Raw genomic sequence first — 25,973 nt, forward strand, 5'->3', positions numbered from 1 at the left:
TCTGATCGGTTCACGCCTGGGGCGATTTACTCATGGTTAATGAGAAATTCCGGCCTTTCTGAACAGACACAAAGCCCCTGTCTTTCAACCTCGACAAGCTGCCTACAAGCTCAACAATCGGTTGACGGGTACTGAGCCCTCCCGTTGCCGATGGGCGCGACCTCCGGGCAACCTCAACAGCCTGTTCATCTATAAACGCCCGAAGAATCAATTCTTCGTCGGTCAGACTCTCACCGTATTTGTGGCGCACTTCCGGCAACGTAAGCTCCGCGAACTCAATTCGGGCAAGTTCCCTGGCACGGTTTCTGTTCAGAATCCTGTCTTTGACATCCGGGTCCATCACGTCCGGTGCTTCCTGGCCAAACTGCCCGAGGGCGTAGTAGATCGTTTCGTCAGTCACCTGCTCATATCGTGCGCCGGTCATAACGTTAATGGCCGCCTGGGTACCGACGAACTGGGACAAGGGTGTCACCATGATCGGGTAACCAAAATCTGCCCTGACGCGGGCAGCCTCTTCCAGGGTCGCTTGCAGATGCCCAGACATACCAACTTTTTCAAGCTGGTATTTGAGATTTGAAATCATGCCACCAGGAACCTGGTGGCTATAAAGACTCTGGTCGTACTCCAGCGGTGCACCAATCGCAAAACCATGACGTTTTGCGATACCCGTGAAATGTTCCTGCACGGGCCTGAGCACATCCTCCGAAACCAGCGTGTCGTGCCCCAGTGCGCGGAGGTTGCCCGCCGTATTGAAAATCGATGGATTCGATGAGCCACTCGCCAGCGGAGGCACCGCGGTATGCACATGGGTAATGCCAAGCTTGACGGCTTCGATAACGTTCAGTGGCGCAAGCCCATTGTTGCAGTGCACGTGTAGTTCAAGAACGATGTCCCCAATCACAGACTGGATCTTTGGTAACAGCTCCCGAACCCGGTCGGGGGTCAGCAGGCCGCCAACGTCTTTGAAGCACAGCCTGTAGGGCTTAAGCTTCGCAGCAGCACGGGCACGCTTCACAAAATAGTCATCGGTATGTCGCGGCGATACCGAATAGATAATGTTAACAACTGAGTCCATACCCATTCGCTTCAGTTCGTCGACTTCCTCGCGAAGTTCCACAAAGTTGTTCCATGGATTGGAAATCCTTGCGCAGGTTATCCCCTGATCAATGACTTTCTGGACCATGAGCTTTTTAACCGACTCAGGCACCTTGCCCAACCCGCCCTTGTAACCCGCGTGCAAACGGAGCGGCGTTTTCCTGGCGACAGCCGCACCCTGACGGAGCCATTCCCACGGATTCTCGTTGAGATCCCTGATCATCTTCTTTAACTGCACAATGGGGACAAAAAATTCCATGGCCTCAAAGCCTGCCTCGTCCATCTGCTCCAGGGCAGGAAGCATCATCTCGGTCGTCATGTTCAGGGCCCACAGGCTCTGCTGGCCATCACGCAGCGTTGTATCTATAAACCTGATCTGAGACATAAACTCCTCGCACCACTTAAGTCGCACTCACCCCTGCGCCTCGAAGATCACAGGGAGGTGAAGGCCCTCCAGAAAACGTTTCGGCCATCAATTATTTATCAATTATCAAGATGGCTTCTCACATATGGTTACAAGCCTAGCATCAGGGAAAAACCTGTCAAGCGCAAATACACCCTGCAGAAACCCATTGACAAAACAACATTGGGCTTTCTATAGTTAAAATAACATCTCACTTAATAATAATTATTATGATTACGCAATGAATCCCTGAGCAGCTTCAACGAACCATACTGATATCAACAATAAGAGGGTTCAGACGATGGCCAGCTGGCTTAACCTGTCTGCCGATGATGGGCACGAATTTTCCGCTTATTACTCAGAATCAGCGTCTACCCCCAGTAAGGGGCGGGTCGTTGTCGTCCAGGAAGTATTCGGAGTTAATCAGCACATTCGCGATGTGTGTGACCGGTTTTCACAGAATGGTTACGACGCGCTTGCCCCATCCCTTTTTGATCGACTGGAGCCAGGCGTCCAGCTGGGCTACTCGGCTGAGGACGTTGATAAAGGAAGGGACCTGCGTTCACGCCTGGACTGGAACGACGCACTCAACGACACACTGGCAAGCATTAGCTATCTCGCCCAGTCAGGCCCCGTGGCCGTTGTAGGTTTCTGTTACGGGGGAGCCATCGCCTGGCTGGCAGCCAGCACATCCCATGCCCGGATGGCAGTCTGTTACTACGGTTCCTACATCCACAAGTTCAGGGATCAGCACCCTCAATGCCCGGCTCTACTCCACTTCGGGGCACGTGATCCTATGATCCCTCGGGAGAACGTCGAAGACATCAGGGCCGAAAACACGGAGGCCAACCCTGATATCTGTATCTATCCCGACGCAGGACACGGATTCAACTGTGATTATCGGGACAGTTTTCATGGACCCAGCGCAGAGCTGGCGTGGCAACGCACCCTGGATTTTCTATCGCAGAACTTCACCAGGGCCTGAACAGCCCGGGCTGAGGTATGTCATACCTGACGCCGGAGTATCAAGGAGTATACATGCAACGTTTCACGGTTTCACTTGACGACGATCTTGCAGAACTTTTTGACCAATTTCTCCATCGCTTCAGCTACAACAACCGCTCCGAGGCGATTCGGGATCTAATTCGGAAAAAACTTGAAACAGATGAGCTCGAGCACTCCCTGGATGGCCACTCTGTTGGCACGATTACCTATGTGTATAGCCATAAGGAACGTGAGCTGGCAACCCGATTGGCACGGATACAGCATCAACACCACGACGTTTTGGTATCAACGCTGCAGGTCCACCTGGATCATGACCATTGCCTTGAAACGCTTGTAACCCGTGGCCCGACAAAGGAGCTAAGGGCGTTCAGCGAACACCTGATTGCAAAACCGGGCATTCGTCACGGTCAGATCTACCTTCTGCCAGTGGTTTATGAAGTGGCATCCCACAGTCACAACGGGTTATCCACGTCCCATGAGCCACACCAGCACGTTCATACTCACCCGGCCACCTGAACTGGCCAAAGCGAAAAGGAATTACCGATGTCAGCTAGTTTCCAGAAAGCAAGAAAGTACGCCCTTGTTGCAGGAGCCTGGTTATTCATTGTACCTGCCATTTCATCGGCCCATTTTCTGGAATTGATCCCTCAACACGCTGTGGTTTCAGAACAGACTAGCCAGTCCATTAATCTCGATATTCAATTCACCCATCCGATGGCCAGTGGTCCCAGAATGGATATGGGCATGCCGGTTCGGTTTGGCGTGATGACAAGGGGCGAACAGCAAGATCTTCTCGGCTCCCTGACCATTCATGAGGACGATGGAAAGCGACACTATTCAGCAAGCCAATCTGTCGCACGACCCGGCGACCATGTTTTCTTCATTGAACCGGAGCCTTACTGGGAACCCTCAGAAGAAGTCATCATCGTTCATTACACCAAAGTCATCGTCAGTGCCTACGGTGGCAGCAGCGCCTGGGACCAGCTCGTCGGCATGCCGGTGGAAATCAAACCTATGACCCAACCCTATGGATTGTGGTCCGGAAATCTATTCAGGGGCGTGGTACTGAAAGATGGCGAGCCTGTGCCCGGAGCAACAGTAGAAGTTGAGTGGAGAAATGATGGTTCGGTAGCCATCCCTTCTGATGAGTTTGTAACCCAGACCATTAAGGCCGACCAGCAAGGAGTATTCAGCTACGCGATGCCCCGTGAGGGTTGGTGGGGGTTCGCTGCACTGCTAACGGCGGATAAGCCGATGAAAAATCCGGATGGCGAAACCGTGGATGTCGAAGAAGGTGGACTCATCTGGGTTTACGTTCAGGATATGGAGTAAACAGCCACGTGGCTCATATACCGGAAGGCATTCTTTCTGAGCCAGTACTGATCGGTGGTGCTGTTCTGGGGGTCGCAATGCTGGGCTATGCTCTGAAGAGAATGCCGGCAGAAAGCATCCCCCAGACAGCTCTGCTTGCAGCTGCCCTATTTGTTTCTTCTTTGGTCAGTATCCCAGTGGGGGTCAGCAGTGTTCATCTGTTGCTGAACGGCCTGATGGGCATTGTTCTGGGTATCGTGGCGGTACCCGCCATACTGATTGCTCTCGTCCTTCAGGCGGTATTCTTTGGCTATGGAGGGCTGGTTGTCCTGGGCGTCAACCTGGTCAACCTGGCGCTGCCAGCGGTGTTGTGTGCGGTTGTCATACGCCCGCTGATTCATAACGCATCTCCCAGGAAATCTTTCTGGCTCGGCCTTCTCGCAGGCGGCCTTGGTGCCTGCATGACGGGCACTTTATTAACCGGCTCAATCATGCTCTCTGATCCAGGTCTGATTCCCGCAGCCAAGATCATCCTGTTAACGTTTGTTCCTTTGATGGCTATCGAGGGCGTAATTACGGGCTTCACGATTGGGTTTATCAAGCGTGTCGCACCGGAATTAATTCTGCCAAAGGAGGGCCGTCATGTTTAACAAAACTCTGCTGACAATTCTTGGTTTTCTGATTTTCCATGGGTCAGTACAGGCGCATCAACTTAAAGTGTTTGCTTACGCTGAACAGGATCGAATCACCGGAGAAGTATACTTTGCTGGAGGTCAGAAGCTGAAAAATGCACGGGTTTCTCTGGCCAGCCTCAAAGGTGATGACGAGATCGCAAACACACGCACGGATACCGACGGCAGCTTCTCTTTTCCTGTTAATGTTCGGCAGGGCTACCGCATCAGTGCCAATTCGGGGGAGGGTCATGTTGCACATTGGGACGTCCAGATGTCCGAACTGATTATGTCCGAATCAGAACCAGGCAGTCTGCAACCGTCAAACCCTGCTTCTCCCCCTCCAATGTGTGAACCACAGTCAGGCAAGTTGAAGACACTGATTGAAAGTGCCGTTTCCCGCCAGGTTGCTCCGCTGCGTGCGGAGCTGCAGGAGGTCCGGGATGAGCGGCAAATTCAGGACATACTCGGGGCTATTGGTTATATAGCAGGACTCGCCGGGCTCGGTATGCTCTGGTTTTCCAGGCGTCGGGGATCCAGGCTATGACTGATGTCCTGTACTCTCAGACCGATCAAAGTGGTACTTCTCCGATCAATTATCTTGATCCCCGTACAAGACTGCTAACAGCGGTTTTGACCACAGTCACCCTGATCAGTATTGATAGTCTTGTCATACTCACCGGCGCCCTTGCGTTTGCAGCTGGAATCACGGCACTTGCAGGCCTCGGTGCATTCTCTGTGGTCCGTCGTTTAGTTCTGCTGGAAGGGTTCGTGATTGTCTTGCTGTTGGTTCTTCCTTTTACCACCACCGGGAAACCCTTATTCGAGCTCGGACCGGTTGCACCGTCAGGGGAGGGCCTTAAGCTTGCAGCGGTTATTGCCCTCAAAGTCAATACCATTACCTTGCTGAACCTTGCTTTGATTGGAACCCTGTCACCGCTGCAGGTTGGCAATGCACTCAGGCTGTTGAGAGTGCCCGGGAATCTGGTCCAGTTGTTGCTCATGTCGGTTCGGTATATCAGTGTACTGGAAAACGAATATGTCCGCATTCGTCGCGCCATGAAAGCAAGGGCGTTCGTCGCCAGATCCAATATCCACACCTGGCGCACTTTTGGCTGGCTGGTCGGCATGTTACTGGTAAGAAGTTTCGAGCGCTCGCGCAGAGTGAGCAACGCCATGAGGTGTCGCGGCTTCAACGGTTCCTTTACCTTTCATTCAGAGAGTCAATGGAGAATTCTTGACGGTATTACCCTCACACTAGTAACCGCTGCCTCCGTATGCCTGATATTCCGGAGTTACATGACATGACCTCTTCCTTATTGGAACTCCAGGGTGTAAACATTGATCGGAATAACGAACGGTTGATAAGTGACATAAACTTCCACCTGAACCCTGGCGAACGGGTTACTTTGCTTGGAGCGAATGGCACTGGAAAGTCCACGTTTCTGGACGCTCTGGTCGGGCTCCATCCATTATCAGGGGGGGATTACGCCGCATTCGGAAAAACACTCAACAATGAATCCGACTTTCATCAGATACGGTCGAAAATCGGCCTGGTGTTTCAGGATTCTGATGATCAGCTGTTCTGTCCTTCCGTAATCGAGGATGTCGCCTTCGGTCCTATCAACCTCGGGCATAGCCCCAGGCATGCCAGAGCTATAGCCCTTGACACTCTGAACAAGCTCGGCTTGGGGGAATTATCAGAAAGGATTACCTATAAACTGTCTGGCGGAGAAAAAAGGCTGGTCTCTATCGCGACTGTGCTCGCCATGGACCCCGACATCATTCTTCTGGACGAACCAACAACCGGCCTTGATGAGGGCGCCAGGCAACGACTCATCAAGTGTCTGGCAGAACTCTCACAAGCGCTCGTCTTCACCTCACACGACCAGGATCTGATTGACCAGTTGGCTACACGGGCAGTGCTGATAAAAAATGGATCTTTCGTGAATTCCATTCTTCATCAGCACCCCCATGTTCACGTTCACTCACACAAACATGTACATTCAGATGACGACCTCACACACACTCCCCCTTCAGACCCGGAGCATTCATCTCATTATCATCCCGGCGATGCGAACAGGCAAAAAAGCTAGACGGTAATCAGGTTCCGGAATAACTGAATCGCATTGAGAAGTCGACTGCTTTCAGGTCTTTGGTGAGTGACCCCACAGAAATGAAGTCTACCCCTTTTATGGCATAATCCTTCAAGGTATCCCAGCTCACTCCTCCGGAGACCTCAATGAGCATCCGCCCCTGATTCAGTTTCAGCGCATCATGCACAAGTTGCGGCGTGAAATTATCCAGCAACACCATGTCAGCGCCAGCAGTCAGGGCTTCTTGCAGTTCATCAAGGTTCTCGACTTCAACTTCCAGTTTCGAGTAGCTGTTGTGTTGACGCGCAACCTCTACAGCCTTGGTGATGGAGCCACAGGCGACGATGTGGTTCTCTTTGACCAGAAACGACTCCGCAAGGGTAAGGCGGTGATTGACGCAGCCTCCGCATGCGGTCGCGTATTTCTGGGCAACCCGAAGCCCGGGCAGGGTCTTACGGGTATCAAGCAACCTCACACCCGTGCCAAAGTCTTTAAGCGCATCCGAGTACCGCCGCGATACAGTCGCGATGCCTGAAAGCATTTGGAGGAAGTTAAGTGCGGTACGCTCCCCTTGCACCAGTGCACCGGCCGGCCCTGAAAAGCGGCAGAATACCTGGTCGGGAGTCAGCGGGTCGCCGTCATCAACATCCCACTCAATGGTGATTCTGGGGTCAATCTCCTGAAAAACCTCGTCAAACCATTCCCGCCCACAGAACACCGCGTGCTCTCGGCAGATAATTTGTCCGTGGGCAACATGGCCATAGGGAATCAGGCCTGCGGTGATGTCTCCCGCCCCCAGATCCTCATCCAGAGCGCGCCGAACATCCTCGCGAACAACCAATCTTGATAACCGCACTATGCTTTACTCCTTGCTGACTAAACAGCATACCCAAACTGAAACAATAGTCACAGTGTGCAGGCACTGTCCAATGATTACAGCCCGCAGGCCTCATTAATAACCCGAAAATTTCTCAATAAAACGGATCGTAGTGAATCTGGCTGTTGGGGACATTTCCCTTCAGTTGAAGCATCTTCGTCGTCGCCTGAACCATTGGTGGCGGGCCGGCGAGGTAACATTCAAACCGGGAGAGCTCATCCCCATGCCGGTTTTCTACAATCTCGTGGATAAATCCGGTATCCCCCGTCCAGTCCGGTGCATCTTCAGGCATTGAAATGGCGGGATAGTAGTGAACGCGACCTTCGAAACCAGGCAGTGCTCTCAGTTCCTCGAGCCCGCAAAGGTCATCGGGGGTTCTGCCACCGAAGTAGAAGTGTATATGGCGGCCGGCCATGTCGGGGTTCATCAATACACCCCGAGCGATCGATAGCACCGGCGAGATACCGGAACCACCAGCAATACACATGATATCTCTTTCGCTCTCCGCGCGCAGGTAGGCGTGACCATAGGGTCCATCGATGATTATCTTGTCACCGGGCTGGAGCTCATCAAAAAGAGCACCGCTGACTTCGCCACCGGGTTTTCTTCGAATCCAGAACTCCCATACCCCGTCACCATTAGGGAGATTACTCATGGAGTATGCGCGCGGCCCCCTGCCATCAAAAAAGGTAAGCATGGCATATTGCCCCGGAAGAAACTCCGCAGCCTGGCCCCCAGGAGCCTGAAAGCAGAACTCGACAATGTCGCTCGTAACGTCCCTGCGCGAGCTCAGGGTTGCTTCAAATCGAGCGGGTACATTGGCGGGGATATACTCCGGGGCCGTCCGCATTTTGATCACAAGGTCTGTGCTCGCTTTGCATTGACAGGCCAGCTTACGGCCCTTCTTGATGTCGCGGGCAGTGAGAGCCGGGGCATCTGGCCAAAGCTCTTCAATTTCGCCTTCAACCACCTCAAATTTACAGGTCCCGCAGCCACCCGAGTTGCATTCGTAAGCCAGGCCATAGCCAGCGCCAAGCCCTGCCCGAAGGATACAGTCGTGAGACTCTGTCTGTTCAAACTGTTCGCCGGTGCCAACAAGACTGATGGTGGGCATGATTGATTCCTCACAAGTTATTGTTCTGATTTCAGTAACGCAGCGGCCTCAGGGCCTGATCCTGATACCGGCTAGGGCTTCATCAATCCCAGGAAACGCAGGCAGTTATCATCGGTCAGGGCCAGAAGGTCCTTCTGGCTCAGACCTAAACCATCGAAGCGTTTGCCGGGGTGCCTGTCTCTGATGACAAACGGATAATCCGTCCCCATCATTACCTGTCGGACGCCGTAGATTTTCATCAGATAAGCGATGGCATCCTCGTCATAAACGAGCGTGTCGTACCAGAACCGACGCGCCTGCTCTATGGGTGAGAGCGGCATTGCATCCTGCAGGGCCTGACTCACCTCCCACCCATTCTGCAGGCGAGGTAACGTCATCGGAAAGCCCCCCCCCCCATGACTGAAGGCGATGCGCAATTTCGGAAAACGCTCGAGAACACTGTTGACCAGAAAAGAGACAATACCGATGCTGTTTTCATTGGGGAACGCAACCAATGGCTCCATCAACGGCAACGGATATAATCGATCCTTGTTGGGGTGCAGGGCATGCACAAACAGGCACATATCCTCTTCTTCCAGAGCAGCAAAGAATGGGTCAAACCGACGGTCCCCCATCGCCACACCATTAATATTACTTCCCACTTCCACGCCCAGCAGCCCGAATTCGTGCTTGAGAACTCTCACTTCCTTTGCCGCTGCATCCGGGTCCTGAAGAGGCACCATACCCAGGCCAAAAAACCGCTCTGGCATCTCGGCCACCAGGCCCGCTATCGTGCCGTTTATATGGCGACCGAATGCAAGCGCATCGTGCGTATTGAACCAGTAGGACAACAACTCAGGCATGGGTGACAAGACTTGCCGATCAACGCCCTCTTCGTCCATTTCCCGTAATCTTGAGCGGGCGCTCCAGGAGGTATCGTTCACTTCCCGGAACGCTTTGCCCCGGATCATCACGGTTTTATGATTTCCATGCCCACAATGCATGCATGGCCATGCATGATTGGGATCCCTGCCGGGATAGGGCGGGAAATTATCGGGAACCACATGGGTATGTGAATCAATCATAGCGCTCTCCGCACAGGGCTTTACGCCGGGGTTTTACCTTCTTCGAGGTTTACGTATACGCCGCCACCCTCAACCGTTACGGGGTAGGACTTCAGAGGCAGTACGCAAGGAAAATCAATAGCCTCACCTGTGCGAATGTCGAAGGTGCCTCCGTGGAAGGGACACTCTATGATGAAATCATCATCCACCTCGCCCTCGGCCAGGCTGGCCTCTCCGTGAGTGCACGTGTTATCCGTCGCAAAAAAATTGCCTCCAACCTTGTAAACAACAACAGGGGGTTGATCTGGGAGGTCAATCTTCAGCATTTCATTATCAGAGAGATCCTCTTCCTTACACGCAAAAAAATGCTGCTTATCGTTCGCATCAGCCATATCGACTCCTAATAGTTTCAGGCAATTCCGTACACGCTCACCATCATAACCCCTAGAACGGTAGCTATGGTTCCCATGACGACCTTAGTGGTAAAAATCTCATCTGCGCGAATAAAGATGTAGGACATCAGCAGCACAAACAAAGGGGTTGTCGAGGCCAAAGGTGCCACCACAACAAGATCCGAGTATTGCATCGCAAAAAAGAGAAGCACCGGACCAAACGATGAAAAGATACCGGCGAATATGAAAAACCCGAACTCTTTTCTCGTGCAACGAATCTGTTTGAAGCCACCAGTGAAACCGGTATAAAGACTGGCGAAAAACCAGGACGACGTCGTGGTGACTGCTGCAGCTGTTACCGCATCGGTTCCGATATCGATTCCTATCTTCCGGAATACCATTGATATTCCGTAGGAAAACGAAGCGATCATGGGCAATACAAGGTAGGTTTTTGGAACCGCTTTCAGGCTGGCGGTTTCGTTTTTGCCGCCCTGAGACCCGACAACCACACTACCCACAATAACCAGCAACGCTCCAAACAACCCCAGAGTCGTCAGGCTCTCCCCAAGAAACGTCATGGCAAGCACCAGCGACACCACAGGATGCGTCAATGTCAGCGGAGTTGTGATGTTCGAACCAAGCCTGGCCATCCCCAGAAACTGGAACAGGCGCCCCAACAGCGGGGCGAAAATACCTGCAAGCACAAAATAGCGCCATTGCCACCAGTCACCAAACTGCCACCCATAGCCCACGATGCTCCAACCCCAGAGAAACACCACATTGATCGACAGTGTCACCCAAAGGGCCGTCTCGCTGGAGGCTGACTTTACCCCTACCCTGACCAGCGTAAAGGTAAAGGCAAACATCAACGCAGAGGCCAGGGCCAATGTTACGGCAATAACTTCGCTGCTCATGACCTGCGCGTCCGGGACAAGCCTGTTCCCGATATCGTCCAAGGCACGCTCATGAAAAGAACTCCCGGAGATCTAAAGCGCATTCTTAACTTACCTCCGAAATTCTCATGCCTCTTTTCCCGGTGTCTATAACTTCACCGGTAATGTAAGAAGCGTCGGGAGATGCCAGGAACGTAATCGCAGCAGCCTGTTCCTCTACCGTGGCGGCGCGATCAAAAAGGCCTTCGCGCGTGACGTAATCATAAAACTGCTGGTTCCAGGCTTTCTCCTGGTCCGTAAGTTCACGATCGAGCCTGGGTGTAGGTCTTTCCCTGACGGCGGTGTTGCCGGGGGCAACGCAGTTGACCCGGATATTAAAGTCTGCAAGCTCAATGGCAAGGGCTGTTGTCAGCCCGACTACGCCGCCTTTGGAGGCAGAATAGGGAATGCGGAAAATCCCCATGGTTGCGTTGGAGCCAACATTGACGATGGCGCCGCCGTTCTTTTGCATATGTGGAATAGCCGCCCGACAACACCACAGTGGCGGCCAGAAAGAGCGGTCCACTTCTGCCCTGATCTCCTCCTCCGTGTAATGCCAGAAGGGCTTTTTCCAGATCGTGCCACCCACGTTGTTTACCAGAACGTCCAGTTGGCCAAACGCATCAACGCCCATCTTCATTGCAAGCTCAGCGCCAGCCAGATTTGAAAGATCGGAAACGGCGGTTACTGCCTCAATGCCTTCAGCCTTCATTTTCTGAACGGCGTCAGTTACAGGCTTTTCAGCTTTGTCCGCCAGAACCACTTTCGCGCCTTCATAACCGAGGCGCCATGCGGTTGCAAGACCTATGCCCTGGCCGGCGCCGGTAACTAATGCAACCTGGTTTTCGAACCGTCTACATTGATTATTTGTCATTCAATTCTCCAAAACAGGCTTTGATGAATGAAAGCAACTGATGGGGTCATTCGCTGAATTCATCAACATTCGGCTTTGCGCCCCACATGCAAAAAGAGGTCGGCGCCATTTCAAACTGACGGGGTGTATGATTCTCTTCATCCGATATACGTTTTACACCGGACGAATACTCATAAACGCGTTTGTCGGGCCCGAGGAAATAGATGAACATCGCCGTCGATGTCGGGTGACGGCCTGGGCCGAAGACGATCGGGACATTTTTTTCCTGGAGAAAGTACCAGGAACGCATGACATCATCGATGCTCGCAACCTGGAAGTTAACGTGCTGAACCCCGGTATGTTCAGAGGCAAAGAGGGCGATCTTGTGATGGACCGGGTCAATGCGTAACAGGGCACCCTCCCCGATCTTGTCGCTGACCCTGGCACTCATCACTTCCGTCCAGAACCGTATATCTCGTTCGCTGTTACGGGTATGCAGACCGAAGTGACCGAATTCCGTAATTCCCGCATCCCGGCCAGGAAAATAACGTACGCCTGTCTGGTAGGGTCGATACACCAGTTCAACACGGTTGCCGTTGGGATCCGCAAAGAACAGCGCCGAGTTTACCTGGCGTTCCTCACACTCCTCATCGGTTGCGCGTTTTGCGGTTATACCTTCCGCAGCCAGTTCTTTCTCTGCTTTATCAAGTTCAGAGAGCTCTCTTACTTCAAAGGCGCAGGCGTCATAGTCCGCATCACCCTCAATGTAACAAATGTTGAATGCGCTGCTGTCACCTCGCAAATAGGCATGATTGTCCGTTTTATGGCGCAGTTCCAGGCCAAGGATATCGGTTGCGAACTCAACCATTTCACTCAGGTTCTGGCAACCCAGGCGAAGATAGGAAATATCGTGTAACTGAATCATAGCTAGTGTTCTCCCCAATTAACTCGCAATAAAAAAACGATCTATTTTTCGAAATCGGTCTGCGACCCAACAGGCAATATGCCCGCTGAAGCCGGCGACCGGTAACGCTTGAAAAGCAGATAAGAGATCGCCATTAACAAGGCAGTAACGCCCGCAACGTCCCATACCGAGAATGCGATAAGCCCGGTAATAATCAGAGCCGCTCTCGCATACCGTTTAAGCTCGCCGTGGTACCAGCCCTCAACCGCCGTAGACATAATCAGTACGCCGCAGGAAACTTTGATCACGTCAAACACGATGGTTTCAAGAGACCCGATCATCAGAATTCCGGGGTTATAGACGAATGCGTACGGAAGGGTAAACGCAACCAGCCCCACCTTGGCAGCGGTCATGGAAACCGCCATCGGTCGCTCGTCCGCAATACTGCTTGCAACATAAGCCGCTACCGCAACGGGCGGAGTAATATAGGATGCCACGCCGTAAAATATCAGAAACAGATGCGCCTGAAGCAGGGACAGGCCCGCGTCCACGAGCGCCGGCGCCACCATGACCGCAACCAGCGAATAGACAGCCACAACCGGCATCCCCATGCCGGAGATAATTGTGACGATCGTTGCCAGCAACAACGCAAGTAACAGGTTCGCCTCGGCAACACTGAAGATCAGCGCCGATAATTTTGATGCCAACCCGGTAACGTTAAGGCCAATAAGCAGGATCCCGGCGCCGGCGACCGCTGCGATCAGTGGTGCAATTGCAGTGCAGATCTCAACACAACCCTGAACGAATCGCCTTGGTGTTATCGCCTTGCCACCAACAAACCAGCTGACGACTATAACGGCAACCAACCCGCAGGTTGCGGCAAGGGCGGGCGTTCTGCCACTCATTAGCACGTAAACCAGCAACCCCATTGGGATAACGAAAATCCATCCGGTGCGGAACGTGTGGAGCCAGGTAGGGATATCAGCGGCATCAATATGGCCAACATTATGCCGGGCCGAATAGCAATGCACCTGAACGTAGATTCCCACATAGTAAAGAATAGAGCACACAAGTATTGAACCGATGATGCTTGTGTAGGAAATACCGGTGAACTCAACCATCAAGAATACGACAGCCCCCATAACAGGCGGCAAAAGACTGCCGCCTGTTGAAGCCACGGCTTCAACAGCCGCTGCATAGCGGGGCGTGTAACCAACACGCTTCATCATGGGGATAGTGATCGAACCGGTCGTCATGACGTCCGAAGCAGGACTGCCGGATATCATGCCGAACAGTCCACTGGAGGTTACTGCAATCTTGGCGGAGCCTCCGGTACGACGGCCAGCAAGTAGGGCCGCGACGTTGAAGAAAAAGTCACCGCCACCACTCTTCTCCAGAAACTTGCCAAATGTGATAAACAGGAATGCATAAACAGCAGCCACCTGAATAGGCGCGGAGAACAAGCCCCCGTCATGTGGCGTAACCATCAGGCTTTCGAGCATATAGCTCAGGTTCAGGCCCCGGTGACTGAAAAATCCTGATAGGTGGCCACCGAACAGACTGTATAGAATGACTAACCAGACAACCACGGAAATACCGGGGCCGACACAACGCCGCAAAAGCTCAAGCGTCAGTAACGAATAAATGGCTGCGACCGTCAAATCCCCGGTCGTGTAGATATCCAGCCCTGCAATCCAGTTCTGGTAACGCCCCATCTGCAGGATAAGATAAATACCTGCAACAAGGCTTACAAGTGCCAGAAAATAGTCAAACCAGGTCGTGCGGTTGGAATCAGGAGCATGACTGATTGACAGAAAAGAAATGACATACATCGGGACCACGAAAAGAATCGCCAGCTCCAGGCGCCCGAAATTACCTGCGACAGCGTACCAGATTTCGAACACTGTCAATGGCACCGCGAGGAGTGCCACCAACGCATACCTAACCCCTTCCATCGGCACTTTGTTACCCATGGAAAACGCGAGCCAAATTGTTCTTTTTAACAGGTTCATAAACAATCTCATAAAGAATACACGCCCGACCCTGGGCCTGGGCAGAGCACTTCTGTGCCGGCAACCCGTATCCGGACGCCGGCACAGAAGAAATTACTTCTTTAACTACTTACCACTCCAGCTGGGTTCTAGCCTGGACGAAGGTCGGATCAGAGCCGTCGTTCGGCCCACCATCAACTGACACCAGGCCGGCATTCACACTGAAGCGCAAACGCCGCTCCGGGAACCAGTTGAGGCCGAGGGAGGCAACGTCCATTTCCCCGCCGTCGATACCACCGTCGGTAAGATCAAGGGTGCTGAAGCGACCACTAATTGCCCAGGCACCACTTCCCCCCATGCTCAGCGGATTATTGGGGCGTACCGGTCCGTACACGCCGCCCATTTTGGGTGAATAGGGACGGGACTCGCCGGTCAGGTAATAGATACCGGTGACCGTGGCGCCGGTAAAGGATGGTTCCTCACCTGTGTTTGCCCCTGCATTTTCGAGATCTTCGTACTCAGCCCAATAATATTCCGCGTTGATGTTGAATGGCCCCTGAGTGAAGCCAGCTTCCAAGTTCGCTGCAACGAAACCGTCTGAGTCACCTACCGCTCCGGTATCAACCGGCCGGTATCCATCGACCCGATTCTCCGGGCGCGAGCGAAGGCGGAAACCATCGCTGCTGTCGCTGGCATTATGCTGCCTCAGGGAAACACCAAGGTGTACCAGCCTTCCTTTCTCCAGCACCGGATCAAACCAGAGCTTGGTGGAAAAATCGAGTTCATCATCGTCATCCGGATTAGCAGCGCTACCAGGAACTTCCTGAGCAACACCAGCAGCCCAGCCCCAGCTATCACCAACCAGATCACCCCGGATACCAAGGCGGCGGGCGCCTGCGCCAAGCACCTGCCCTGGGCCGGACAATTCCATCATCGCGGTGTATTTCGGGCTTTGAAGGCCTTCGAAGCCAAACGGCTGGAACTGGTTACCGATAGACAGCACGAAATCATTACCGCCTGGCTTGAAACCATGGTACTGAAGATAAGCGTCCCGGATGCCGCTCGCACCGCTTCCGAGGAACTCATACTGCAACTTGTATCCCCAGTCCTGGTAAAGTTTGCCAGAAGCGGCAAATCGGGCGGCCCGAATAAAAGTCTCCTGACCAAGATCACGGCTGTCGTCATCTGTGTCAGCCCAGGCAGTATCCATCAGCAAGCGACCGTTTAGGTTAAACCCGAAGTTACCATCCGCACTGGAGAACCCCAGGCGATTTCCTTTGTAGGTTCCTACCACATTCGACTTTTCTTGTTCAGCTTTAAGGGTTTCAATCTCATTTTCGAGTGTTTCCACCCGGTCACTCATACTTTGAGCAACGGCTACCTGAGACCCCATGCCGAACACGACAGCACTCGTAATCGCTAACAGGCTTTTTTTATCCAGGAACTGATTGGATTTGTTTTTGTTCATTGTGCTTCCCCTTTCTGCTTTTATTGTAATCGGATCAGAGTTTATATCACTTGTTGAAATACTATCTCTTTAATTAAAATCTGCAAAATTTTTTACATTTCTCTTTAGCAAAACTCGCCTCGTCCTGAACCGAATTTTGCTTTAGGGTAAGAGCTTTACATCAGTCAATCAGTCCTACTTCCTGATAAAAAGCCTTCGCACCTGGATGGAGTTCGAGATAGCTAACATTTGGTAGCTGTTCGCGAGACGCCTTTTGCAGTGCTCGGTGAGAGGAACGGTAGTGTTCCATCTGTTCGTACATGGATTTGGCCAGCTTATAAGCATCCTCATAAGTCGCCGCCGGTCCGGCAACAATCATAAAACTACTCATGACAGTGGCGAGTTCCTGATCTACAAAATCATAGGAGCCGGCAGGGATGGAACCAACGCTGGCACCAAGATCATCAGCAACATGCTTGACCAATTCGTCTGAAAGCGTGACAAAAGCGAGATCCTGAACACTACCCAGTTCGACAATCCTGCCAGAAGGTGTTGCGCCCCCGGTTATAATCACGTCAAGACGGCCATCACGCATCAGGTCGTGAGATGCACCCGTTGGTTGAGCAACTAGCTCACCGCCCCATGCCTCAACATCTTCCATAGTCTTCCCGAAATAGGAAAACAAAGCACGAACATGTTCTCGGGCCCAGAGATTGCCAGGCTGATTGATGGACAACCTCATCGGGACTTCTTTCTCAACAAGATCAGCAAAACTCTTAACCCCATGCTCATTGAAAAAATCGGCACGCCCGTAAACCTTCAAAGCAAAGACATCGGGAGAACCGTTCAGAACCCCGGTTACAGTGCCAGGCGGGTATTTCTCCCGAAATGGCGCTCGGCCAGCATAAGCCATTTTCGGCTCCACGATACTTTCCAGAGCAAAAGGCCGTCTCTCGTTTTTCAGGTATTCCATCGCTCCAGCCGGATTTCCGGGCTCGTAAATAATACTGGAGTCTGGATAGGTTCGGCGCACCGCCTCGACAACGCCCTCTCCAAAGACAGCCACCTGGCCGCCGGAGGAATACCCGGCGATGGTAACGTTAACCGGAGAATCATCAATATCCTGACGGGGCTCCGCACCTGCAAAACCCACAGTCATTGACAATGCCAATAGAGCACTTCCCATCAAATATTTTGTAACTTTACTTTTTCTGAGTTTGATCATTTTTTCGCTCCACACTCTCTTGTACTTGTTAATTGGCTTCACTCGTTGATCGACTTCTCTCTCCTTTTCTGACACCCCCCTGGGACCGCCGTAACCTACACTTGCATACCTCCCGGCGCTTCTCAAACCGGTTGGCCGGTCAAACCAGAAACGTCAGGTTCGGCATTGCCTCGTCATTATTCAGCAGCATTACTTTCTTCCAGCGGATGCGAAAACCTTCCGATGTATCCACCAGCAAATAATGACACTTGCCAAACCAGATATTTTCAGTCCCGGTACGAATCTCGCCGAGGCTAAAGCTGGACACGACCTCTAGTTCTTCCCCCCTCACAGAGAGCGGCACAACACCAGATACGTTCCGGATAAGACGCGCTCTCGGACGATAGGCGTGTGCAGCCTTGTCTTTGAGTCGCATCATGCGCTCAAGAAGGCGCGGACGGTCGTCATAGATAATTGCAACGCCGGTATTGGGGTCCTGATCATCACTGTTACAGGGGACCCAGTAGGTGATATCGTCGCCAGTCCACAACTCCATCCAGCGGTCGTATTCGTGCTCATCCATCAGTGCCGCTTCGTAATTCAGAAAACGTTCCACTCGAAGCTGCTGCTCCACACTGACGACGCCTTTGTTTATGGCCTCAGGAGCGGCATTTACTATTTGTTTAGCCATGGATATATCTCCGATTTCAATTGGTTTCCTGAATCAGTCTTCGGTCATCAACCGCTTCCATTCCTGCATCTGGGCTCTCTGAGTGATCTCATCACTGATCAGAGCGGACACGGTGCCATCCGAATCGGATTTCTCACGGTTAATACCCCTTCCCAGCAGGATCCAAGGATTCGCATCGCCCTCAAGCCCTCGCTGAACACGTTCAAAAATTTCCGCATCGTCAGGGGACCCGTTGGAAGCCGGGCCGTAAAATGCCTCGTGAGAACGCAAACGCTTGTTGTTGATTTCCTGACCAACGCCTTTCAGGAAAACCGGATACATAAGTACCTGGGTCTCCGAAGAAGAAATCGGAATCACAACACGGATGTGATCGTGAATGAGCTGCAGATTCGGGAAGACACCAAGATGTGGGTCACCATGCCAGGCGATCAGCTCTTCGGCGTGCTCTTTGCCATACCGTGCGATCATGTCTTCAACGTACTTGCGGCCATCCTCGCTCTGTTGCAGTTCGGCGGTATTGTCTTTGGCATGTGGCAGTCTCTGGAAACGGAAATCCAGAGCAGCATGGCCGTTCGGGAATCCGCGGGTCAGGCTTGGAGAGCTATCTGCAAACGGGTCTTCCAGGTGGATAGCGCCAACTGCTGAGCCTGTTGTACTTTCACGCTTGCTGAAAATTTTAAAGACAGACACGTGGACATAATGGGGGTGGTACCCGTCCATGCCGATCTGCTTCCAGTTGCCGCGATACATGGTTTTACTGACGACACCGGGCTTGACTTCAATTTCACTGGTTGGTGACGCGTCGATAAGAATATCGATGAATTTTTTGGCAGGACCAAGATAATCATCCAGGCTCTGACCTTCCTTCGAATGACTGGCGAAGATAAAGCCTCTGTAATTCCCCACGCGCGCCACTTTGGTCAGCCCGTGTTCCTTGGCGTCAAACGTTTTGTCATAGGCTTCTTCACCGGTCACACCAACCAGGTCGCCCTTGGTGTTGTAGGTCCAGCCGTGGTACCAGCACTGAAAGCTTTTTGCGTTGCCCTGTGTTGCCTCACAAACCTGGGCACCGCGGTGGCGACAACGATTGATCATCAGTTGAACTTCTTCATTTTCGTCGCGCACAGCAATCACAGGAAAACGTCCAAGTTTCAACAACTTGAAGTCACCCTTCTTGGGCACCTCACTCTCGTGGAGAGCAAAAAGCCAGGTCTTGTGAAAGATGCGTTCCATCTCGTCTTCGAAGACGGATTCATCCGTGAAAATGGAGCTGTGAACCCGGTCTTCTTTTACCAGCGACCCATAGTCACGATCGGTGCCAATGATGTTGCTCTTTGTAGTCGACATATCAGAAACCTCTTTATTTTCTGGGCCCGTCAGGATTCATTCAAAAAATCCGTTACCAGTTTGTTAAAACGATCAGCATGCTCAATCTGCGTCCAGTGACCACAGCGACCAAACAGGTGCAGCTGTGCATACTCGATGTATTCAAATAGTTTGCGGGACGTTACCGGCGGAACAATCACGTCATCCCGTCCATGGATAATCAGGGTCTCCTTGTCCATCGCCCGGATGTCTTTCTCAGAACTTGCCAGCGCATCCACCCAACGTTGTCGAGGTGCGGGAAACATTGAGGCGAAAGCCTCCTGAAATCCGGGACGAACACTCGCGCGATATCGCAGTTCTGCCAGTTCGTCGCTCATCATTTCCTGGTTAAAGGCAAAGGTCCTGATGAGTTCCCGCATATTTTCTACCGAGGGCGTATAGCCCCATACCGCATCAAGTCCTGGCGTCAGTTCGAAATCGACACCGGCAGCTCCCATCAATACAAGCCGTCTGATCCTGTCCGGATGGCGAATTGCCATGGCAAGAGCCAGAGCACCGCCATAGGAGTTGCCTACAACGTCTGCCTTTTCGATACCCAAAGCATCCAGGAAGTCAATTCCATGCTTTACCCATGTATCCAGGTTGTAATCCACGCCGGGCGGCCTTTCGGTATATCCGAAACCCACCATGTCCGGGGCAACAACCCTGCGAGTCTCGGACAATACCGGCAGATTGAATCGCCAATTCGCCCAGGCCGTGACGCCCGGCCCCGAGCCATGAAGCAACAACAAAGGGGTACCGCTATCCTCACCCATATCGTGATAGTTGGTTTCGATGCCGCCGGCACTGATTTTCAGGCCGATTTCCGGGTTATCTGAGGCCATCATTTACCCCCATCACGCTTGGCGACTGACTGACCGGCAATGCCCCAGTTGGTTTTTGGCATTTCCTGAATCAGAACCCGGACGGACTCGGGCTTCACGGAAAGCGTTCCTGTTATCGTCGCGGTCAGACGCGCGATCAGCTCTTCTTTCTGCTCCGGTGTGCGGCCTTCCAGAATTGAAACCTGTAGCATTGGCATTGTTAGTTCCCCCAGTTCTTTTTGATCAGTTTCGAGCTCACACGAATCGCATGGATACGGAACCCATTCCATGAGCGCGCAAGGTCACGTTATCACCTGCCTCCACCGGAATGGCCGCCGTGATTGCTCCAGAAAGTATGATGCTGCCGGCCGGAATTTTTTCATCCCGCTCCGCAAGCTGATTGGCAAGCATGGCGATAGCCGTGGCCGGGTTACCCAGAACGGCTGCACTGGCGCCCACCTCCATCACCTGACCATTTTTTTCCAGGACAACGCCGATCGTGCGCATGTCAGTACTCATTGGAGCGAGCACTTGCCCCCCGGTAAAGAAACGGGAAGACGAAGCGTTGTCGGCAATAACACTGACCAAATCGAAACGGAAATTTTCGTAGCGAGAGTCAATCACTTCCACTGCCGGCATAATAAAGTCGGTGGCGGCGATGACCTGAGCGGCATTACATCCGGGGCCACCGAGCGGACTTTTTGTAACAAATGCGATCTCGGCTTCCACCTTCGGATGGATGAGGTCCTTGACAGAAATCTCACCGGATTCCGCCCGTTCAAAGTAATCAGCCAGAAAACCATAGATCGGTGTATCAACACCCATTTGTTCCATCTTGGCCCGGGAAGTCAGCCCCATTTTCATGCCGATGATTCGGGTGCCTCGCGCCTCTTTCCGGCGGCGGATCTCATACTGGACGTTGTAAGCATCCCTGAAGTCCATGTCCGGGTAGTCGTCGGTGATCTTCTTGACGGCAGACGCATTGAGCTCAGCGTTCTCAAGGTGTTCAGCCAATGCCGCGATCTGTTCTTTACTCAAGCTCATGCAGATACCCCACTTTTTTTCTTTGCTTCGAGAAGATCCAGCGCGACATCAACAATCATGTCCTCCTGCCCCCCGACCATATGACGACGCCCAAGCTCAACCAGGATGTCCACCGTTTTGAGTCCGTACTTTCTTGCAGCAACTTCCGAGTGAAGCAGAAAGCTGGAATAGACGCCCGCGTAACCCAGTGCCAGCGTCTCACGGTCAACTCTGACCGGCCGTACCTGAAGGGGGCGTACAATATCGTCTGCCGCATCCATCAGTGCGAACAGCTCTGTCCCATGCTCCCAACCCATTCGGTCAGCCGCCGCGATGAAAGCCTCAAGTGGTGCGTTTCCAGCCCCCGCCCCCATGCCGGCAAGGCTGGCATCTATCCGGTCGCATCCTTCTTCAACTGCAATGATCGAGTTGGCGACACCGAGTGCAAGGTTGTGATGGGCATGGATACCGGTCAGCGTTTCCGGCTTGAGCGTATCCTTGAGGGCACGGAACCGGTCACGCACATCCTCCATGCTCAAGGCGCCGCCGGAGTCGACTACGTAGATGCAGGTTGCACCATAGCTTTCCATCAGCTTCGCCTGTTCTGCCAGCCCCCCCGGGGTCTGCATGTGGCTCATCATCAGAAAGCCGACGGTGTCCATTCCCAGTTTGCGGGCGTGTTCAATATGCTGTTTTGAGACGTCTGCTTCGGTGCAGTGTGTTGCAACGCGCACGACTCTGGCACCAGCCTTGTAGGCGTTATCCAGATCGTGAATAGTGCCAATGCCGGGCAGCAGCAGAGTTGCAATCTGAGCGTGATCAACCACTTCTGCGACCGCTTCAATCCACTCAAGGTCCGTATGGGCGGCAAACCCGTAGTTGAAACTGGAGCCCTGCAGCCCGTCACCGTGCGCCACTTCTATTGAATCCACTTTGGCCTCGTCCAGAGCACGGGCAATGTCCTGCACGTTCTTGATAGAGTACTGGTGACCAATGGCGTGACTACCATCCCGCAGTGTCACGTCCGAGATGTAAAGCTTTTTACCGGGATTAAAGGTCATTTTTCGTTTCTCCTCAGTTGACCAGCGATTCGGCGATCCGCTCTGCCGTACCCAAAGCGGCAGACGTCATGATGTCGAGATTGCCTGCATAGGCCGGGAGGTAATGGGCAGCGCCTTCCACTTCCAGGAAAATGGAGGTTTTCAGGCCACTGAACCGGCCCAGCCCCGGCACATTCATGGGTTGGTCTTCCGGAATGCGATCAAACTGCACCTTCTGCTTCAGGCGATAGCCTGGTACATAGCTGTTTACCGCCTCCACCATTTGCTCGATGGAAGCTTCAACTTCAGACTCATCGGCTGCGTCAGAGAGTACGTAAACTGTGTCACGCATCAGCAGAGGCGGTTCGGCGGGGTTCAGGATGATAATGGCCTTGCCCTTTTGCGCTCCGCCTACAACTTCGATGGCCTTGGCCGTGGTTTCAGTGAACTCGTCAATGTTTGCGCGGGTACCGGGACCTGCGGACTTGCTGGAGATAGAAGCAACAATCTCTGCATAATGCGCTTTGGCCACCCGAGAAACAGCAGCTACCATCGGAATCGTTGCCTGGCCGCCGCAAGTCACCATATTGACGTTGCCTTCGTGCAGGTTCTGTTCGAGGTTGACCACTGGTACACAATAGGGACCAATCGCGGCGGGTGTCATATCGATGATTTTGATGTTTTCTTTGTGGCCTCGCAGGAACACTTCGTTGTGCATATGGGCACCGGCAGATGTGGCATCGAATACAATTTCAATATCAGCAAATTCCGGCAGATCTACAAGGCCCTGTACGCCTTCAGCGGTAGTGGCAACACCCAGACGCTTGGCCCGGGCCAAACCGTCTGACTCTGGGTCGATACCCACCATTGCGCCCATTTCTATGTTCTTTCCGTTGCGCATGATCTTGAACATCAGATCGGTACCAATGTTGCCCGGTCCGATGATGGCCGCCTTTATTTTCTGATTCATCATGTTTCCCTCGGTTCTAGCTTCAATTGGATCAGCCAAAGTTCACACTGGCACTGCCAATTCCGCCGATATCAACTCTCATGTAATCGCCGGCCACTATGGGCTCCAGCGGCACCAGGGAGCCCGACAGGATTACCTCACCGGCTTTCAGCGTCATTCCGTAGCGTCCCAGTGTGTTGGCTAGCCAGGTAACGCAGTTAAGTGGAGATCCAAGAGCTGCGGCTCCCGCACCTGTGCTGATAATTTGACCGTTCTTTTCAACCACCATGCCGCAAGTCGACAAATCCACCAGGCGTGGAGAGACGGCCCGGTCTCCCAGCACGAAAAACCCGCAGGAGGCGTTATCTGCCACGGTATCCTGAATGGCGATTTTCCAGTCCCGGATTCTTGAATCGACGATTTCGAAACAGGGCATGACACATTCGGTCGCTGCGATAACGGCAGCGTTCGTAATGCCAGGCCCGGCCAGATCCCGCTTCAGGACAAATGCAATTTCTCCTTCTGCCCTCGGCGCAATCATCTGAGTACTGACAGGCAGTGTTTCACCGTTGGCATACACCATCTGGTCAGTCAGATAACCAAAATCCGGCTGGTGCACGTTCAGCATGTTCTGAACTGCCTTGCTGGTGACACCTATCTTTTTCCCGATAACCTTTTCGCCCTCTGCAATTCTCAGATTCATCAGGCCAAGGGAAATCTCATAGGCGTCCTCGATCGTCATATCAGGTTGTGACTGCGTCAACGGGTCGATCGCTGAACGTGATCTCAACGCGTTGAACAGTGCCCGGCTATATTGGTCAATCTGTTCTTGCTTCATGGGAGTGGCCTTAGAACTCAAAGTTTGATGCAGATATTTGAGAGTTCGCTGTAGAACTCCAAGCCGTGGACACCACCCTCTCGGCCGATGCCGGACTGCTTGCTGCCGCCGAAAGGTGTCCTAAGGTCACGAAGGAACCAGCTGTTGACCCAGCAAAGTCCCACTTCCAGTTTCGGAGCAACGCGATGAGCACGGCTGAGATTTTCCGTCCATACAGCAGCCGCCAGGCCGTAAGGGGTATCGTTTACGAGGCTAATGACCTCTTCTTCGGAGTCAAACGGTGCGATATGGCAACAGGGCCCGAAGATTTCCTCCTGCACTACCGCAGAATCCTCACCAAGGCCTGTCCAGATCGTTGGCTCTACCCACGCACCTTCGCTCAGATTCGCAGGCATCTCCGGAACACCCCCACCGGTCACGATATTGGCACCATCCTTGCGCGCTACTTCGTAGTAGGAAAGAACCTTCTGGCGATGCTCCTGACTGATCACCGGACCAAAGTTCACATTCTCATCCTGCCACCACCCCATGCGCAGGGATTCCGCCCCCTCCTTGAGACGCTTGACGAATTCATCAAACAGTGGACGCTCGACGTAGACCCTCTCTGTGCCAAGGCACACCTGGCCACAGTTAGCGAAGACGGAACGCATGGTGCCCTCGATCGCCTTGTCGATGTCCGCATCCGCAAAAACAATGGCGGCGTTCTTTCCACCCAGTTCAAAGGAGACAGGCACGAGGCATTCAGAGGCAGCCTTCATGATCGCTGTACCCGTCTTCGACTCGCCGGTGAACGTAATGCCATTAATGTCGGGGTGACGGGTCAGAAATTCACCCGCGGAATCCGGCCCAAAGCCATGAACAACGTTGTAGACACCCTCTGGAATGCCCGCCTCGTTCATTACTTCAGCCAGCAGCGTTGCAGTGTGAGGCGTTTCTTCAGAAGGCTTCACAACGACGGCATTACCACAGGCAAGTGCAGGGCCGACTTTCCACGTCATCAGCAGAAGCGGGAGGTTCCATGGGGCTACCACCGCAATCACGCCACGGGGTTTGCGGACAGCGTAATTGTGAGCACCCAGCCCGTCAGGTGTATCCATCTGGAAGCTTTCGGTCGGAATATTCTTTACGAGATCCGCAAAAACCTGGAAATTAGCTGCACCCCTGGGAATATCAATATGCGACGCAAGTGATTTGGGCTTACCGGTATCAAGACACTCCGCTTCAACAAATTCGTCGAAACGAGCCATGACTCCGTCGGCAACTTTCTGCAAGAGTTTCATCCGCTCGGCGACCGCCATCGTACCCCAGGGTCCATTCATGGCGGCATTTGCGGCAGCGACAGCCTGGCCCACTTCTTCCCGGCCCGCTTCATGCACTCTTGCTATAACTTCACCGTTGGCCGGATTGACATCGTCAAAAGTGCGGCCGCTTTCTGACGAAACAAATTGACCATTAATGAAGTGTTTTATTTCCTGCATTCTGAACTCCCTACTATTAACTGGTGCTTGCAGGTGAATCCTTTCTAGCTCTGCAAAGCACTGTTCTCATTAAGTGAGATATGATCTTATTTATAAAGATGATATAAGCAGATCCTGATCCTGTCAACCGAACTAAGATGTCTTTAGGTTCAAAATGGCAGAGGCGTCTGTAGGAAAAATCTCGGGACTTGGTATACGTCGGGGCAGACCCACAGTGTGACCCTACCTGACCCTACACCGGAATTTAGGTCCATTTAAAACTGGAAAATCCGGCATGATAGAGCCCTGAGCAGGAGATCATGCCATTGACCCTACACCGGAATTTAGGTCCATTTAAAACTGGAAAATCCGGCATGATAGAGCCCTGAGCAGGAGATCATGCCATGAAGCGATCCCGTTACACCGAAGAGCAGATAGCCTTCGCCCT

Annotated in this window: 27 protein-coding genes; 7 read left to right on the forward strand and 20 right to left on the reverse strand. The window is 52.9% G+C overall.

The window, feature by feature from the left end; translation table 11 throughout:
• Positions 1-10: 10 nt before the first annotated feature.
• On the reverse strand, positions 11-1,480 hold the full coding sequence (locus tag QPL94_RS19335; RefSeq protein WP_285359557.1) for a hydroxymethylglutaryl-CoA lyase-like TIM-barrel protein: 1,470 nt from the start codon (positions 1,478-1,480) through the stop codon (positions 11-13).
• Between the two features lie 319 nt (positions 1,481-1,799).
• Between QPL94_RS19335 and QPL94_RS19340 the strand changes: the two genes are divergently transcribed.
• From QPL94_RS19340 to QPL94_RS19370, 7 genes are read left to right on the forward strand one after another with little or no spacing between them, the layout of a single operon-like run.
• Positions 1,800-2,483, forward strand: coding sequence for a dienelactone hydrolase family protein (locus QPL94_RS19340; RefSeq protein WP_285359558.1), 684 nt, complete (start codon positions 1,800-1,802; stop codon positions 2,481-2,483).
• A 53-nt stretch (positions 2,484-2,536) separates the two neighbouring features.
• The gene (nikR, locus tag QPL94_RS19345; protein WP_285359559.1) at positions 2,537-3,019 is read left to right on the forward strand and encodes a nickel-responsive transcriptional regulator NikR; all 483 of its coding nucleotides are present in this window, start codon (positions 2,537-2,539) and stop codon (positions 3,017-3,019) included.
• Between the two features lie 27 nt (positions 3,020-3,046).
• Positions 3,047-3,835, forward strand: coding sequence for a DUF4198 domain-containing protein (locus QPL94_RS19350; protein WP_285359560.1), 789 nt, complete (start codon positions 3,047-3,049; stop codon positions 3,833-3,835).
• An 8-nt stretch (positions 3,836-3,843) separates the two neighbouring features.
• A complete protein-coding gene (cbiM, locus tag QPL94_RS19355; RefSeq protein ID WP_285359561.1) occupies positions 3,844-4,464 on the forward strand; it encodes a cobalt transporter CbiM in 621 nt (206 codons plus the stop codon).
• Positions 4,457-5,032: a NikL family nickel/cobalt ECF transporter subunit gene (locus QPL94_RS19360; protein ID WP_199447396.1), complete on the forward strand. Its 576-nt coding sequence runs from the start codon at positions 4,457-4,459 to the stop codon at positions 5,030-5,032. Before cbiM ends, QPL94_RS19360 begins: the two co-directional genes overlap by 8 nt.
• Positions 5,029-5,793, forward strand: coding sequence for a cobalt ECF transporter T component CbiQ (gene cbiQ, locus QPL94_RS19365; RefSeq protein WP_199447395.1), 765 nt, complete (start codon positions 5,029-5,031; stop codon positions 5,791-5,793). The genes QPL94_RS19360 and cbiQ overlap by 4 nt, the downstream gene beginning before the upstream one ends.
• Positions 5,790-6,581 carry an energy-coupling factor ABC transporter ATP-binding protein gene (locus QPL94_RS19370; protein WP_285359562.1) on the forward strand — a complete coding sequence of 264 codons (792 nt, stop codon included), beginning with the start codon at positions 5,790-5,792 and terminating at the stop codon, positions 6,579-6,581. The genes cbiQ and QPL94_RS19370 overlap by 4 nt, the downstream gene beginning before the upstream one ends.
• Positions 6,582-6,588: 7 nt before the next feature.
• Here QPL94_RS19370 and nadC read toward each other — a convergent pair whose 3' ends face one another.
• From nadC to QPL94_RS19465, 19 genes are all read right to left on the reverse strand, one after another.
• A complete protein-coding gene (gene nadC / locus QPL94_RS19375) occupies positions 6,589-7,437 on the reverse strand; it encodes a carboxylating nicotinate-nucleotide diphosphorylase (protein ID WP_199447393.1) in 849 nt (282 codons plus the stop codon).
• A 115-nt stretch (positions 7,438-7,552) separates the two neighbouring features.
• Positions 7,553-8,572: an FAD-binding oxidoreductase gene (locus tag QPL94_RS19380; RefSeq protein ID WP_199447392.1), complete on the reverse strand. Its 1,020-nt coding sequence runs from the start codon at positions 8,570-8,572 to the stop codon at positions 7,553-7,555.
• A 71-nt stretch (positions 8,573-8,643) separates the two neighbouring features.
• Positions 8,644-9,636 (reverse strand): amidohydrolase family protein, encoded by a 993-nt coding sequence (locus QPL94_RS19385; RefSeq protein ID WP_199447391.1) that lies wholly within the window; start codon positions 9,634-9,636, stop codon positions 8,644-8,646.
• 20 nt (positions 9,637-9,656) lie between these two features.
• Complete coding sequence (locus QPL94_RS19390; RefSeq protein ID WP_285359563.1) at positions 9,657-10,007, reverse strand: non-heme iron oxygenase ferredoxin subunit; 351 nt, start codon at positions 10,005-10,007, stop codon at positions 9,657-9,659.
• Between the two features lie 17 nt (positions 10,008-10,024).
• The gene (locus QPL94_RS19395) at positions 10,025-10,963 is read right to left on the reverse strand and encodes an EamA family transporter (protein WP_285359564.1); all 939 of its coding nucleotides are present in this window, start codon (positions 10,961-10,963) and stop codon (positions 10,025-10,027) included.
• A gap of 43 nt (positions 10,964-11,006) precedes the next feature.
• A complete protein-coding gene (locus QPL94_RS19400) occupies positions 11,007-11,813 on the reverse strand; it encodes an SDR family NAD(P)-dependent oxidoreductase (RefSeq protein WP_199447388.1) in 807 nt (268 codons plus the stop codon).
• A gap of 46 nt (positions 11,814-11,859) precedes the next feature.
• A complete protein-coding gene (locus tag QPL94_RS19405; protein WP_199447387.1) occupies positions 11,860-12,717 on the reverse strand; it encodes a VOC family protein in 858 nt (285 codons plus the stop codon).
• 41 nt (positions 12,718-12,758) lie between these two features.
• Complete coding sequence (locus tag QPL94_RS19410) at positions 12,759-14,708, reverse strand: TRAP transporter permease (RefSeq protein ID WP_227663837.1); 1,950 nt, start codon at positions 14,706-14,708, stop codon at positions 12,759-12,761.
• A 109-nt stretch (positions 14,709-14,817) separates the two neighbouring features.
• Positions 14,818-16,155: an OprO/OprP family phosphate-selective porin gene (locus tag QPL94_RS19415; RefSeq protein ID WP_285359565.1), complete on the reverse strand. Its 1,338-nt coding sequence runs from the start codon at positions 16,153-16,155 to the stop codon at positions 14,818-14,820.
• Positions 16,156-16,315: 160 nt separating this feature from the next.
• A complete protein-coding gene (locus QPL94_RS19420) occupies positions 16,316-17,359 on the reverse strand; it encodes a TAXI family TRAP transporter solute-binding subunit (RefSeq protein WP_285359566.1) in 1,044 nt (347 codons plus the stop codon).
• A 139-nt stretch (positions 17,360-17,498) separates the two neighbouring features.
• Complete coding sequence (locus QPL94_RS19425) at positions 17,499-18,029, reverse strand: aromatic-ring-hydroxylating dioxygenase subunit beta (RefSeq protein WP_285359567.1); 531 nt, start codon at positions 18,027-18,029, stop codon at positions 17,499-17,501.
• 33 nt (positions 18,030-18,062) lie between these two features.
• Positions 18,063-19,376 carry an aromatic ring-hydroxylating oxygenase subunit alpha gene (locus tag QPL94_RS19430; RefSeq protein WP_285359568.1) on the reverse strand — a complete coding sequence of 438 codons (1,314 nt, stop codon included), beginning with the start codon at positions 19,374-19,376 and terminating at the stop codon, positions 18,063-18,065.
• 29 nt (positions 19,377-19,405) lie between these two features.
• Complete coding sequence (locus tag QPL94_RS19435) at positions 19,406-20,239, reverse strand: alpha/beta fold hydrolase (protein WP_008172196.1); 834 nt, start codon at positions 20,237-20,239, stop codon at positions 19,406-19,408.
• Positions 20,239-20,436 (reverse strand): tautomerase family protein, encoded by a 198-nt coding sequence (locus QPL94_RS19440; protein ID WP_285359570.1) that lies wholly within the window; start codon positions 20,434-20,436, stop codon positions 20,239-20,241. Before QPL94_RS19440 ends, QPL94_RS19435 begins: the two co-directional genes overlap by 1 nt.
• A gap of 37 nt (positions 20,437-20,473) precedes the next feature.
• Positions 20,474-21,262: a 2-oxo-3-hexenedioate decarboxylase gene (gene dmpH, locus QPL94_RS19445; protein ID WP_285359571.1), complete on the reverse strand. Its 789-nt coding sequence runs from the start codon at positions 21,260-21,262 to the stop codon at positions 20,474-20,476.
• Entirely contained in the window at positions 21,259-22,302 is a 1,044-nt protein-coding gene (gene dmpG, locus QPL94_RS19450) for a 4-hydroxy-2-oxovalerate aldolase (RefSeq protein ID WP_199447379.1), read from the reverse strand. The genes dmpH and dmpG overlap by 4 nt, the downstream gene beginning before the upstream one ends.
• A gap of 13 nt (positions 22,303-22,315) precedes the next feature.
• Positions 22,316-23,251, reverse strand: coding sequence for an acetaldehyde dehydrogenase (acetylating) (locus QPL94_RS19455; protein ID WP_199447378.1), 936 nt, complete (start codon positions 23,249-23,251; stop codon positions 22,316-22,318).
• Positions 23,252-23,282: 31 nt separating this feature from the next.
• Positions 23,283-24,068 carry a 2-oxopent-4-enoate hydratase gene (gene dmpE / locus QPL94_RS19460; RefSeq protein WP_199447377.1) on the reverse strand — a complete coding sequence of 262 codons (786 nt, stop codon included), beginning with the start codon at positions 24,066-24,068 and terminating at the stop codon, positions 23,283-23,285.
• Positions 24,069-24,085: 17 nt separating this feature from the next.
• Positions 24,086-25,546, reverse strand: coding sequence for a 2-hydroxymuconic semialdehyde dehydrogenase (locus tag QPL94_RS19465; RefSeq protein ID WP_199447376.1), 1,461 nt, complete (start codon positions 25,544-25,546; stop codon positions 24,086-24,088).
• Positions 25,547-25,973 lie beyond the last annotated feature (427 nt).

It is taken from the genome of Marinobacter sp. SS13-12, from assembly GCF_030227115.1.
Classification (GTDB): Bacteria; Pseudomonadota; Gammaproteobacteria; order Pseudomonadales; family Oleiphilaceae; genus Marinobacter.